This is a genomic window from Pseudomonas sp. P9_35 (assembly GCF_034008205.1).
Taxonomy (GTDB): domain Bacteria; phylum Pseudomonadota; class Gammaproteobacteria; order Pseudomonadales; family Pseudomonadaceae; genus Aquipseudomonas; species Aquipseudomonas kilonensis.
Genome location: NZ_CP125373.1, coordinates 2,592,640 through 2,605,534, shown reverse-complemented (window position 1 = coordinate 2,605,534; position 12,895 = coordinate 2,592,640). Strand labels below are relative to the sequence as shown.

Genomic DNA, 12,895 nt, shown 5'->3' with positions numbered 1-12,895 from the left:
GGCTTAGGCGCCGAGGGCGGCGCGCAATTGCGCTTCGAGCAGCGCGGCATCAAGCGCCTGGCCGATCAGCACCAGACGGGTGACCCGCGCTTCCTCCGCGCCCCACTGGCGGTCGAAATGCTTGTCGAAACGCGTGCCGACGCCCTGGATCAACAGGCGCATCGGCTTGTTCGGGATCGCCGCAAAACCCTTGACTCGCAGTACGCCGTGCTGGACCACCAGTTGCGTCAGCGCGTCGAGCAGCAGGCTTTCGTCAGCCTGGGGCAGTTCGATGGAAATGGAATCGAAGGCGTCATGATCGTGGTCATCATCGTCGCCATCGTGGTGATGATCGTGATGGCTGTGGCGGCCGTCGATGTGTTCTTCGGAACCGGCGCCCAGGCCGATCAATACGTCCAGCGGCAGGCGACCGCTGCTGGCTTCGATGACCTTGACCGCCGGTGGCAGCTCTTCGGCGACTTCCAGGCGAACCTTGGCCAGGTCTTCAGGGCTGATCAGGTCAGCCTTGTTGAGGATCACCAGGTCGGCGCTCGCCAGTTGGTCGGCGAACAGTTCGTGCAGCGGCGATTCGTGGTCCAGGTTCGGGTCAAGTTTGCGCTGGGCATCGACCTGGTCGGGAAACGCGGCAAAGGTACCGGCGGCCACGGCCGGGCTGTCGACCACGGTGATCACCGCATCGACGGTGCAGGCGCTGCGGATTTCCGGCCATTGGAAGGCCTGGACCAGCGGCTTGGGCAGGGCCAGACCGGAGGTTTCGATGAGGATGTGGTCGAGGTCGCCACGCCGGGCCACCAGTTCGCGCATCACCGGGAAGAACTCTTCCTGCACCGTGCAGCACAGGCAGCCGTTGGCCAGTTCATAGACGCGGCCGTTGGCTTCTTCTTCGGTGCAGCCGATGGAACACTGCTTGAGGATCTCGCCGTCGATGCCCAGCTCGCCGAATTCGTTGACGATCACGGCGATACGGCGGCCCTGGGCGTTGTCGAGCATGTGCCGCAGCAAGGTGGTTTTACCCGAGCCGAGGAAACCGGTGACGATGGTGACGGGGAGTTTGGCCAGTGTTTTCATCGGATGCCCTTTGGCAAGGTGGCGGGCAAACGGGACGACAACCGCTGGCACAGGCGTGCGCGGAAGATTTCGCCACCGGATCACCCCGCCCGGTTGTAGTGAGAATCTGTCTCGAGGCAGGTCTCCTGGCTGACGGCGGGCCAATCTTTCGACTGGCATTTGCTGCGCCTTCCCGTGCGCCCGTTTAATAAGGGCATGCACAGTGGCCTTGCAGAAACAGCACCGTTCACAGTTGCGGGGGCAGCCGCGGCTTGGACCGCGTTCCCTTCTTAGCTCCGGCACGTGCCGAAGAACCTCGAAGGCGCAAGGCTACGCAGGGTGCGGGGGCGGGTCAATCTCCAGAGCGTTCTGCGGTGCATGGGCTGCCGTCATCGCGAGCAAGCTCGCTCCCACAGTTGATCTTTGTTGAACATGAGTTCTGTGATCGGCGAGATTCATTGTGGGAGCGAGCCTGCTCGCGAAGGGCGCAACTCAGTGTCAGCCTGAAACCCCATGCCAATTGACGGCCCAGCCCCGCCCATGCTCTCCTGTGCGCCTAGTTACGGGTGCCCTTCACAGGGTGAAACGGGAAACCGGTGAATCGTGTGCTTTACTTCAAGGCCACGTCAGTCCGGTGCTGCCCCCGCAACGGTAAGCGAGCGAAGCGTCTGAACCACTGTGCAGGCCCTGCTACAAAAAGGGCGCATGGGAAGGTGACGCTTGCAGGCCAGGCGCAAGCCCCGCCCCTCGCGAGCCCGGAGACCGGCCCATGACTCATGCATCAACAAACCCGCGGTGGGCGGGCGCTGTTCGAACCTTGGCGGGCTTTCGCCCGGGGTCTCATCGCGCTCGAATGCCCACTGAACAAGAACAGAGGGAAGCGCCATGTCGACCATCAGCAGCACCGCCCGCACCGCCAGCAGCACCACCACCCTGAGCCAACGCCTGAGCGCCGCGATCCTTGCTTCGATCCTGGGCGCAGGGCTGGTCTATTTCGCCGGTTTCTCCCACATCGAAGCGGTGCACAACGCCGCTCACGATACCCGTCACAGCGCCGCTTTCCCGTGCCACTGAGAACTGACGACATGATCAAGCGTATCGCGCAGACCGCTGGTTTCAGCGGCTTGCTGGCCGCCCTGCTGCTGACCCTGCTGCAAAGTTTCTGGGTATCGCCGCTGATTCTCCAGGCGGAAACCTTCGAGAAGGCCCCGGCGACCGAGGTCCATGAACACGCCGACGGGGCGGCTCATACCCATGATGCCGAGGCCTGGGAGCCGGAAGACGGTTGGCAGCGGGTGCTATCCACCACTGGCGGCAACCTGGTAGTCGCCGTGGGTTTTGCCCTGATGCTGGCGGGCCTGTACACCTTGCGCGCACCGACTCGCACATCCCAAGGCCTGCTCTGGGGCCTGGCCGGCTATGCCACTTTCGTCTTGGCGCCGACACTTGGCCTGCCGCCGGAACTGCCTGGCACCGCCGCGGCCGACCTGGCCCAACGGCAGATGTGGTGGATCGGCACCGCGGCGTCCACAGCGGTGGGCATTGCCTTGATCGCCTTCGGCCGGCATTGGCTGCTCAAGGTACTGGGCGTAGCGACGTTGCTGGTGCCCCACGTCATCGGCGCACCGCAGCCCGAAGTCCACTCGATGCTGGCGCCCGAAGCGCTTGAGAGCCAGTTCAAGATCGCCTCGCAGCTGACCAACGTCGCGTTCTGGCTGGCCCTGGGCCTGATCAGCGCCTGGCTGTTTCGCCGTGACGGCCAAGCCCACCACGACGCATGAGCGCCGAGCCGATCCTGGTGATCGGCCTGGGCTGCCAGCGTGGTTGCCCGGCCAGCACGCTGCGGGCCTTGCTCGACGAGACGCTGCTGGCCCACGGCATCGAACTTCATCGGGTACGGGCCCTGGCCAGTATCGACCTCAAGTGTGACGAGCCCGGGCTGCTGGAGCTGGCCGGGCAACTGGCCCTGCCGCTGACCTGCTTCAGCGTCGAACAGTTGGCCGGCTATGAGCAGCGGCTTAGTCACCGCTCCGAGATCGCCTTCCAGCGCACCGGTTGCTACGGCATCGCCGAAAGCGCCGCCCTGGCCTTGGCCGAGCAGTTGGGCACAACGCCCGCGACGCTGCTGATTACTCGCCAAAAAGGCCCCAAGAGCACGTTGGCATTGGCGGTCGTGGCGTAAATCCCGATAATCGCCGCCCAGGATCATGAACGATCTTCATCTGGGCGACGCTCACCCACCTTTCACAGGAGCCGGTCATGACCGTTTACTTCATCGGCGCCGGCCCCGGCGACCCGGACCTCATTACGGTCAAAGGCCAGCGACTGATCCGCCACTGCGCGGTGATCATCTACGCCGGTTCCCTGGTACCAACCGCCGTCCTTGAAGGCCACTGTGCCGAACAGGTGATCAACAGCGCGGAGCTGCATCTGGAACAGATCATCGAATTGATCAAGAGCGCCCATCTCAAGGGCCAGGACGTGGCCCGGGTGCACTCCGGCGACCCAAGCCTGTACGGCGCCATTGGCGAGCAGATTCGCTGCCTGCGGGAACTGGGCATCCCTTTCGAAATCATCCCGGGTGTGACCGCGACCTCAGCCTGTGCCGCCCTGCTGGGCACCGAACTGACCTTGCCGGACATATCCCAAAGCCTGATCCTCACCCGCTACGCCGATAAAAGCCCGATGCCCGCCGGGGAAGAACTGGGCAGCCTGGCGCAGCACGGGGCGACCATGGCGATTCACCTGGGGGTCAATCATCTGGAAAAAATCGTCGACGAACTACGGCCCCACTATGGCGCCGATTGCCCGATTGCCGTGATCCACCGGGCGACCTGGCCAGACCAGGATTGGGTGACGGGGACGCTGGACGATATCGCAGCAAAGGTGCACGCCAAGGGCTTTCGCCGCACGGCGCTGATTCTGGTGGGACATGTGCTGGGCAACGATGTGTTCAGCGAATCTTCGCTGTACCGCGCCGGGCATGCGCATCTCTACAGGCCCTGAGGCTCAGCAAGAACCAGCCTGCCCCCCCTGTGGGAGCGATAGGAAAAGTGACAGTCACCGCAGATCAAATGTGGGAGTGAGCCTGCTCGCGATAGCGCTGGGTCAGCTGACGATGATGCTGAATGTGCCGACGCCTTCGCGAGCAAGCTCGCTCCCACAGGGGGCGGCGGGCTACCAAAGATTACGAGCTGATCGCTGAAGCTTTTGTGGCGAGGGAGCTTGCTCCCGCTGGACCGCGAAGCGGTCCCCAGGCAACCCATGCACCATCACGGAAATGCATCGATTACCTGGCGATTGCTTCGCAATCGAGCGGGAGCAAGCTCCCTCGCTACAGTTTTTGCTCGCAGCGCACGCCTATCAGTAGTAGGCGTTTTCTTTCTGCGTGTGGTCGGTCACGTCGCGTACGCCCTTGAGCTCCGGAATGCGCTCGAGCAAGGTGCGCTCGATGCCTTCCTTCAAGGTGACGTCAGCCTGGCCGCAGCCCTGGCAGCCGCCGCCGAACTGGAGCACGGCGATGCCGTCTTCCACCACGTCGATCAGCGAAACCTGGCCGCCGTGGCTGGCCAGCCCCGGGTTGATTTCGGTTTGCAGGTAGTAATTGATGCGCTCGTTGACCGGGCTGTCGGCATTGACCATCGGCACCTTGGCGTTTGGCGCCTTGATGGTCAGTTGGCCGCCCATGCGGTCGGTGGCGTAGTCGACCACCGCATCGTCCAGGAATGCTTCGCTGAACGAGTCGATGTACGCGGTGAAGCTCTTGAGCCCCAGCGCGGTGTCTTCGGGTTTTTCTTCCCCCGGCTTGCAGTAGGCAATGCACGTCTCGGCGTACTGGGTGCCGGGCTGGGTGATGAAGATGCGGATCCCGATACCAGGCGTGTTCTGCTTGGACAGCAGGTCGGCCAGGTAATCGTGGGCGGCATCGGTAATGGTAATGGCGGTCATGGAAACTCCTCGCAGGCTTGCCGGCAGTTTACGCCAATCATCGCGCCGGACAAAGTCCCAGTATTTTTGTCAGGAAAGCGCCCGGCGGCACGGAGTTTGCCGCCGGAGCTGTCGATCAGAGGTTCTGGTAGCGATTCATGTCCAACACACCGCTTTCCACGGGCTCCGTCTCCTGGATGTACTGGCTCAGGTCATGGAAGTAGTACCAGAACTGCGGGTGACTGCGACGAATGCCCCAGCGCTCGACAATTCGCTCGAACGCCGGCCCATCCTGGGCGCCTTGCATGGCTTCGACGAACGCCGGCACTTGCCCGGCCGGAATGTTGAACATGAAGTTCGGATAGCTGCTGAGCACGCCCGGGTAGACCGTCAGTGTGTCCAGCCCCGGCTGGTAGCGTGCCTCCTCGCCCAGCAGGAACGCCACGTTGCTGTGGGCTCGGTTGCGCAGCAGGCTGTAGACCTCACGCTGACCACTGGCGGTTTCGACGCGCAGCAGGGTCGCTTCCGGCAGTTGGTCGATCACCTTGAGCCCCGCCGCCGGGCGCGACACCAGCCGACTGAGGGCCTGTTCGGCGTTTTGCAGCGCCGGGTCGATGTTCGGGCGCGAGCAATAGGCCCCGTCGCAGCGATTGATCGGATCGGGGCGGGCATTCAGCTCGCCGTACCGGGCCAGCAGTTGCTGGGTGAAATCGCCCTTGGGGTCGCGTTCGTCAAGCTTGAGGGCGGTCGGCTTGTCATCGTCGATAGCCTCGTAATCGAGCCACATCTTGAATTTGCCGCCGGCCTGGTACCAGTCGTCAAGGTAGCCTTCCCGGGAGTCGGCCGGCATCAGGCGCAGGAAGTTCTGCTCCGCACCGTTGCGGATCAGGTCGAAATACAGCCGGGTCTGGGCCTGGTGGGACACGTTGCCGAATACATCGAAGTTCACCGCCAATTGGTAATAGGTGCGCTCCAGCAACGGGAAGTCGAACAGCCACATCGTCTGCGGCACTTCACCGATCAGGCCCTTGTTGACCGAGGCACTGTCGAAGTGCCGGAAAATGCTCAGCAACGCATTGTCATTCCCGGCCCACAGCGTCGACCAACTCGGCGCCGGCGCATCGGCATAGACGTCGCGGCGCAAGGCTTCGTACTCGTTGCGCTTGTCCCGGTAGTCGAGCCACAGGCTGACGACGCTGCCCACATCGTCGTTCTGCCCCGGCATCGCGAGCAGCGGCGTGGCCTGGCCGCGGTAGTTCGGGTCTGTGATGTACAGGTCATGTTCGGGGGCCTGGAACAGCGCCCAGAAATTGTCGCGGATCACGTCCGTGGCAATCTGGCCCCGGCACACCGGCCCGCGAATGAAGGTGCGCACGAAATACTCGGCGTTATCGAGCATGAACTGGTAGCGAGCCTGGGCCGGGATCGCTTCAAAGGTGGAAAACGGGTTGGCCCGGCGCTCCGGACCGTAGCCCGGCAACGCGGAAACCTGCCATTTGCCGCTGTAGAACAGGCTCTTGATGCGCCCCATCTTCGCCGCGCTCAAGCCGTAGGTGATGTGAGTCTTGTGCACGATCACCCCTTGCACCGGCCAGAGCCGGTAATAGACGCGGGTGCCGGGGTCATCATTCGGACGGCGGGTATTGATCAGGTCGATCGGCTGGCCGCTGGGCGTGCGCGAACGGACCCACTGGAAGAAATGCCCCGGCTCGCCGTCCTTGAAATAGATGTGCGCCAGGAACCAATGCTCGAACAACCAGCGGCCCACCAGGCTTTCCCGGGCGCCAGGGGCATTGAGCAGGTTTTCCCATTGCACCACCTGCAAGGCTTCGGCGGCACTCGGTGCCAGGGCCTGCTGATCGATAGGGGCGCCTGCGGCCAGCCAGCGTTGCAGGGTCTGGTATTGCTGATCGGTCAGGCCGGTGACGGCCAGGGGCATGCCCTCCTTGGGATGGGCGCCTGCGTATTCGTTGAATTGATCCGGCATCGCGCAGCTGTTTTCACGATTGAGGCCCAGCACGATCTCTTCCGGCAGCTTGGCGTTGGGCTGCAACGGTGTGCGGTGGCCCAACTCCAGCATGCGCGCCATCAGGGCAGCCTGGCTGCCTTGGGCGTCGAGCACTGAATAAAAGCCCTTGCGCTGCCAGGCGCGCTGGCCGGAGGCGTCATAGAACAAGCGGGTCGGATCGGCCGCCTGGCGCCGCTCGCCGTCGTACACCGACAGTTTGCTCGCGCCCCGTGCCGCGCCTTCGCCGCTGCCCAGGTTCAACTGGCAGGCGGAGTCGTAGCAGGCATGACAGGCCACGCATTTTTCCGTGAAGATCGGCTGGATGTCGCGAGTGTAGGAGATCGTGGGAGCGGGACTCCCGGCGGCTGCGGTAAAACACAACAGCAGCAACAGACTGCCGAATAAGACGCGGTACGGCATGTCTCGGGTCCCTAAGAGATAGTCCGGCAATTCTACCGGGCCAGCATCGCCTTGCAAACATGAGCGATATTCATGCAAAAGCCCATCATGATCAAATCCTGCACAGGTTTGCTATCATCCCGGCCTTCGTAATGGTCTTTTTTTCCAGGTAGTCCTATGTCTGATCGCAGCGCTCGCCTTTATCTTCTCCAGCAAGCCCTCAAGGAACGCATCCTGATCCTCGACGGCGGCATGGGCACGATGATCCAGAGCTACAAGCTGGAAGAACAGGACTACCGCGGCAAGCGCTTCGCCGACTGGCCGAGCGACGTCAAGGGCAACAACGATTTGCTGGTGCTCAGCCGCCCCGACGTGATCGGTGCCATTGAAAAAGCCTACCTGGATGCCGGCGCCGACATCCTGGAGACCAACACCTTCAACGCCACCCAGGTGTCCCAGGCCGACTATGGCATGCAGAGCCTGGCCTACGAGCTGAACCTGGAAGGCGCGCGCCTGGCCCGTAAAGTGGCCGACGCCAAGACCCTGGAAACCCCGGACAAGCCGCGCTTCGTCGCCGGCGTGCTCGGCCCGACCAGCCGCACCTGCTCGCTGTCGCCGGATGTGAACAACCCCGGCTACCGCAACGTGACCTTCGACGAACTGGTGGAAAACTACACCGAGGCCACCAAGGGCCTGATCGAAGGCGGCGCCGACCTGATCCTGATCGAAACCATTTTCGACACGCTGAACGCCAAGGCGGCGATCTTTGCCGTGCAAGGCGTTTACGAAGAACTGGGCGTCGAACTGCCGATCATGATTTCCGGCACCATCACCGACGCCTCCGGCCGCACCCTCTCGGGCCAGACCACCGAAGCCTTCTGGAACTCGGTGGCCCACGCCAAGCCGATCTCCGTGGGCCTGAACTGCGCCCTCGGCGCCAGCGAATTGCGCCCGTACCTGGAAGAGCTGTCGAACAAGGCCAGCACCCACGTATCGGCCCACCCCAACGCCGGCCTGCCCAACGAATTCGGCGAATACGACGAACTGCCGGTCGATACGGCCAGGGTCATCGAAGAGTTCGCCCAGAGCGGTTTCCTGAACATTGTCGGCGGCTGCTGCGGCACCACCCCGGCGCACATCGAAGCCATCGCCAAGGCCGTGGCTGGCTACGCGCCGCGGCCAATCCCGGAGATCCCACGGGCCTGCCGCCTGTCGGGCCTGGAACCGTTCACCATCGATCGCAGTTCGCTGTTCGTCAACGTCGGCGAGCGGACCAACATCACCGGTTCCGCCAAGTTCGCCCGGCTAATCCGCGAAGACAACTACACCGAAGCCCTGGAAGTGGCCCTGCAACAGGTCGAGGCCGGCGCCCAGGTAATCGACATCAACATGGACGAGGGCATGCTCGATTCGAAGAAGGCCATGGTGACCTTTCTCAACCTGATTGCCGGCGAACCGGACATCTCCCGCGTGCCGATCATGATCGACTCCTCCAAGTGGGAAGTGATCGAAGCCGGCCTCAAGTGCATCCAGGGCAAGGGCATCGTCAACTCCATCAGCATGAAGGAAGGAGTCGAGCAGTTCATCCATCACGCCAAGCTGTGCAAGCGCTACGGCGCCGCTGTGGTGGTGATGGCCTTCGACGAAGCCGGCCAGGCCGACACCGAGGCGCGCAAGAAGGAAATCTGCAAACGCTCCTATGACATCCTGGTCAATGAAGTCGGCTTCCCGCCGGAAGACATCATCTTCGACCCGAACATCTTCGCCGTCGCCACCGGTATCGAAGAGCACAACAACTATGCCGTGGATTTCATCAACGCTTGCGCCTACATCCGCGACGAACTGCCCTACGCGCTGACCTCGGGCGGGGTCTCCAACGTGTCCTTCTCGTTCCGCGGCAACAACCCGGTGCGCGAGGCGATCCACTCGGTGTTCCTGCTCTATGCGATCCGCGCGGGCCTGACCATGGGCATCGTCAACGCCGGCCAACTGGAGATCTACGACCAGATCCCGGTGGAACTGCGCGACGCCGTGGAAGACGTGATCCTCAACCGCACCCCCGAAGGCACCGACGCCCTGCTCGCCATCGCCGACAAGTACAAGGGCGACGGCAGTGTCAAGGAAGCGGAAACCGAGGAGTGGCGCGGCTGGGAAGTGAACAAGCGCCTGGAGCATGCGCTGGTCAAGGGCATCACCACCCACATCGTTGAAGACACCGAGGAGTCGCGACTGTCGTTCGCCCGGCCGATCGAGGTCATCGAAGGCCCGCTGATGGCCGGCATGAACATCGTCGGCGACCTGTTTGGCGCCGGCAAAATGTTCCTGCCCCAGGTGGTCAAGTCCGCCCGCGTGATGAAGCAGGCCGTGGCCCACCTGATCCCGTTCATCGAGGCGGAAAAAGGCGACAAGCCGGAGGCCAAGGGCAAGATCCTGATGGCGACGGTCAAGGGCGACGTGCATGACATCGGCAAGAACATCGTCGGCGTGGTGCTCGGTTGCAACGGCTATGACATCGTCGACCTGGGCGTGATGGTGCCGGCGGAGAAGATCCTGCAGGTGGCCAAGGAGCAGAAGTGCGACATCATCGGCCTGTCCGGCCTGATCACCCCGTCCCTGGATGAGATGGTGCATGTGGCGCGGGAGATGCAGCGCCAGGACTTCCACCTGCCGCTGATGATTGGCGGGGCCACCACCTCCAAGGCCCACACGGCGGTAAAAATCGAGCCCAAGTACAGCAACGACGCGGTGATCTACGTCACCGATGCCTCCCGTGCCGTGGGCGTGGCGACCCAGTTGCTGTCCAAGGAACTCAAGCCGGCGTTCGTCGAGAAAACCCGCTTGGACTACATCGAAGTGCGCGAGCGTACTTCCAACCGCAGCGCCCGCACCGAACGCCTGAGCTACCCCGCCGCCGTGGCCAAGAAGCCGCAGTTCGACTGGAGCAGCTACCAGCCGGTCAAACCGACTTTCACCGGCGCACGGGTGCTGGACGACATCGACTTGAACGTGCTGGCCGAGTACATCGACTGGACACCGTTCTTCATCTCCTGGGACCTGGCCGGCAAATACCCGCGCATTCTCACCGACGAAGTGGTTGGCGAAGCGGCCACCGCACTGTATGCCGATGCCCGGGCGATGCTGCGCAAGCTGATCGACGAGAAACTCATCAGCGCCCGCGCCGTGTTCGGCTTCTGGCCGGCCAACCAAGTGCATGACGACGACTTGGAAGTCTATGGCGACGATGGCAAGCCCCTGGCCCGCCTGCATCACCTGCGCCAGCAGATCATCAAGACCGACGGCAAGCCGAACTTCTCCCTGGCCGACTTCGTCGCGCCGAAGGACAGCGGCGTCACCGACTACGTCGGCGGCTTCATTACTACCGCCGGCATCGGCGCCGAAGAAGTCGCCAAGGCCTACCAGGAGGCCGGCGACGACTACAACTCGATCATGGTCAAGGCCCTGGCCGACCGCTTGGCCGAAGCCTGCGCCGAATGGCTGCACCAGCAGGTGCGCAAGGAACATTGGGGTTACGCCAAGGACGAGAGCCTGGACAACGAGGCGCTGATCAAGGAGCAGTACACCGGCATCCGCCCTGCCCCCGGCTACCCGGCCTGCCCGGATCACACCGAGAAAGCCACCCTGTTCCGCCTGCTCGATCCCGAGGCCAGTGAAATGAAAGCGGGACGCAGCGGCGTGTTCCTCACCGAACACTACGCCATGTTCCCGGCGGCAGCGGTCAGCGGCTGGTATTTCGCCCATCCCCAGGCGCAATACTTCGCCGTGGGCAAGATCGACAAGGACCAGGTCCAGAGCTACACCGCACGCAAGGGCCAGGACTTGAGTGTGACTGAGCGTTGGTTAGCGCCGAATTTGGGTTATGACAACTAAGTCAATGGCGGCTGTTTGTGCTCTTCATACAATCTGTGGTGGAGAGCATATCCAGGAGCGCCCTGAATACAGACTTGCCCTAAGCCGTATTCATTTTCGTGCCGAAATAACAATATTAATGGGCATACTCCAGTTTGAATCAGGGCTTTTAGCTTTAAGCTTCAGAAGCCCATTGTAATATCCGACCGGCAAAGCCGGATTATCACTAGCTTTGTACTCTATATTAAAATCCAATTTATCGTAGGGAGAACATGACACCGCCACGTTCATGGCCGTTGTGCAGTTCCCTCTTCGGCGTGATGCGCGAAGCTTTACAGGAACTTGGTTGTAGGCAGCGTTGTATAACGGCACAGTGAGCATTGTTTCCCGCGCTGCTGACTCGGTGATCAACTCAGTAGGGCCTATATCCCGACTCAGGGCAACCACACCTACGTGAATTCCCCCAGCTGGAATAACCAAAGTGGTAGATGCTTCGGATTGTGCACCAGATGGACTGACAAGCAGCACGCGCAGGCCCGGCAACTCTGGATTGTAACCCGTCAATCGCGCGGTATTTTCTCGCCATACACGAGCCATATTGGCGGTTTGAGCATTGCCTAGTGGCAAACCATGAGCATCGAGAACATCAGGTGTCGAATAATAAAAAGCCCGACTTCCGTAGCACAGATTGGTTTTGGTCTTGCCATTGTCGTGACCGAAATTAAAATTGACTCCATCTTGATCAAAACAATGTCTGCCCCCTGCGTTGTGACCCATCTCATGGGCGAACGTCGTGGGTGACCACCAGGCATTGGCGCTGGTATACCCTGGCCTATTGCCCCTGCCAGCGTTATTTCCGCCGGTAATGGCCGCGTTGATATCAGTTTTGAACATGGATCTGTAAGGAACCAAGAGACTTTCCCAATTGTCGAGTCCTTCACTCGACGTATCGAGGACTTTATTGCTATCGCCGAAGACAGCAACCGCCGCCAGTCGCAACGACACATCGGATATCCGTGAGTTGCGCAAACTAAGATTGACGGTTTCAGTTTGCGCCAGCGCATAGCCTACCGCATCAGATTCCAGTTTCCCCAGCGTGTAGGCTGCATAAGCGAAAAGCGCGTCCACATACCGATGCTCCGCTGCTATGGTCGAATCGACGCCCATCGGCTCATTGGATTCAACCACATCATTTTCCTGGGCGTCGACAACTGGCTCCTCAGTAAACTTGCTTTTGCCTTGGGCATTGACCGTCAACAAACCACGCTTGTCAGGAGAATTGACTATTGCAGTCACGGAACCGTCAGGCGACCTGACCACCACCAATGAGCCAGTATCACCGTCGCGAGTATATAAATTACCGCTTTCTACCGTGTACCCCTGCTCAACCTTGATCGCTGAACGCTCAAAATGTGCGCTGCCGATCGCATCGGCATATACGCTGGCAGACGTCGCGTGGGGCGAATCTTCTGGGGTATCGGTTGCGGCGCTGACCAGTGCGGGCAGCGCAAGTACCAACGCCAGCGCTGTCAGGCGGGAGCGCCCAGCCGTAGAGAATGGATTTCCAGTATTCATGGCGTATTTCCTAGCAAAGACAGGAACCATAAGACTGATCCCATTAAAGCGGGACGACTACTGTCAGATATG

Annotated in this window: 9 protein-coding genes and 2 riboswitches; of the genes, 5 read left to right on the top strand and 4 right to left on the bottom strand. The window is 61.6% G+C overall.

What is annotated here, in order from left to right:
• Positions 1–3: 3 nt before the first annotated feature.
• Positions 4–1,068, bottom strand: coding sequence for a cobalamin biosynthesis protein CobW (gene cobW, locus QMK47_RS11590; protein ID WP_003200209.1), 1,065 nt, complete (start codon positions 1,066–1,068; stop codon positions 4–6).
• A 97-nt stretch (positions 1,069–1,165) separates the two neighbouring features.
• A riboswitch (cobalamin riboswitch) is annotated at positions 1,166–1,381 on the bottom strand.
• 213 nt (positions 1,382–1,594) lie between these two features.
• Positions 1,595–1,833: riboswitch (cobalamin riboswitch) on the top strand.
• Positions 1,834–1,932: 99 nt separating this feature from the next.
• Between cobW and QMK47_RS11585 the strand changes: the two genes are divergently transcribed.
• The 4 genes from QMK47_RS11585 to cobM all read left to right on the top strand — a co-directional run bounded on the left by QMK47_RS11585 (position 1,933) and on the right by cobM (position 4,053).
• Positions 1,933–2,121: a CbtB domain-containing protein gene (locus tag QMK47_RS11585; protein ID WP_014338677.1), complete on the top strand. Its 189-nt coding sequence runs from the start codon at positions 1,933–1,935 to the stop codon at positions 2,119–2,121.
• A gap of 11 nt (positions 2,122–2,132) precedes the next feature.
• Positions 2,133–2,828 carry a CbtA family protein gene (locus QMK47_RS11580; RefSeq protein ID WP_024616632.1) on the top strand — a complete coding sequence of 232 codons (696 nt, stop codon included), beginning with the start codon at positions 2,133–2,135 and terminating at the stop codon, positions 2,826–2,828.
• Positions 2,825–3,229: a cobalamin biosynthesis protein gene (locus QMK47_RS11575; RefSeq protein WP_320390218.1), complete on the top strand. Its 405-nt coding sequence runs from the start codon at positions 2,825–2,827 to the stop codon at positions 3,227–3,229. The genes QMK47_RS11580 and QMK47_RS11575 overlap by 4 nt, the downstream gene beginning before the upstream one ends.
• Positions 3,230–3,306: 77 nt before the next feature.
• Positions 3,307–4,053 carry a precorrin-4 C(11)-methyltransferase gene (gene cobM / locus QMK47_RS11570; protein ID WP_214509091.1) on the top strand — a complete coding sequence of 249 codons (747 nt, stop codon included), beginning with the start codon at positions 3,307–3,309 and terminating at the stop codon, positions 4,051–4,053.
• Positions 4,054–4,410: 357 nt separating this feature from the next.
• Here the strand turns inward: cobM and nfuA are convergent, their stop codons facing one another.
• Positions 4,411–4,995: a Fe-S biogenesis protein NfuA gene (gene nfuA, locus QMK47_RS11565; protein ID WP_003182850.1), complete on the bottom strand. Its 585-nt coding sequence runs from the start codon at positions 4,993–4,995 to the stop codon at positions 4,411–4,413.
• 115 nt (positions 4,996–5,110) lie between these two features.
• Positions 5,111–7,402 (bottom strand): fatty acid cis/trans isomerase, encoded by a 2,292-nt coding sequence (locus QMK47_RS11560; RefSeq protein WP_258690822.1) that lies wholly within the window; start codon positions 7,400–7,402, stop codon positions 5,111–5,113.
• 156 nt (positions 7,403–7,558) lie between these two features.
• Here QMK47_RS11560 and metH point away from each other — a divergent pair, with 156 nt between their 5' ends.
• Positions 7,559–11,269, top strand: coding sequence for a methionine synthase (metH, locus tag QMK47_RS11555; protein ID WP_320390217.1), 3,711 nt, complete (start codon positions 7,559–7,561; stop codon positions 11,267–11,269).
• Between the two features lie 90 nt (positions 11,270–11,359).
• Here metH and QMK47_RS11550 read toward each other — a convergent pair whose 3' ends face one another.
• Entirely contained in the window at positions 11,360–12,823 is a 1,464-nt protein-coding gene (locus tag QMK47_RS11550) for a hypothetical protein (RefSeq protein WP_253473403.1), read from the bottom strand.
• Positions 12,824–12,895: the final 72 nt, after the last annotated feature.

What these genes read in the sequence shown, in the direction of transcription:
- cobW (WP_003200209.1), bottom strand. Translation starts at nt 1,068, where the DNA reads ATGAAAACACTGGCCAAACTCCCCGTCACCATCGTCACCGGTTTCCTC.
- QMK47_RS11585 (WP_014338677.1), top strand. Translation starts at nt 1,933, where the DNA reads ATGTCGACCATCAGCAGCACCGCCCGCACCGCCAGCAGCACCACCACC.
- QMK47_RS11580 (WP_024616632.1), top strand. Translation starts at nt 2,133, where the DNA reads ATGATCAAGCGTATCGCGCAGACCGCTGGTTTCAGCGGCTTGCTGGCC.
- QMK47_RS11575 (WP_320390218.1), top strand. Translation starts at nt 2,825, where the DNA reads ATGAGCGCCGAGCCGATCCTGGTGATCGGCCTGGGCTGCCAGCGTGGT.
- cobM (WP_214509091.1), top strand. Translation starts at nt 3,307, where the DNA reads ATGACCGTTTACTTCATCGGCGCCGGCCCCGGCGACCCGGACCTCATT.
- nfuA (WP_003182850.1), bottom strand. Translation starts at nt 4,995, where the DNA reads ATGACCGCCATTACCATTACCGATGCCGCCCACGATTACCTGGCCGAC.
- QMK47_RS11560 (WP_258690822.1), bottom strand. Translation starts at nt 7,402, where the DNA reads ATGCCGTACCGCGTCTTATTCGGCAGTCTGTTGCTGCTGTTGTGTTTT.
- metH (WP_320390217.1), top strand. Translation starts at nt 7,559, where the DNA reads ATGTCTGATCGCAGCGCTCGCCTTTATCTTCTCCAGCAAGCCCTCAAG.
- QMK47_RS11550 (WP_253473403.1), bottom strand. Translation starts at nt 12,823, where the DNA reads ATGAATACTGGAAATCCATTCTCTACGGCTGGGCGCTCCCGCCTGACA.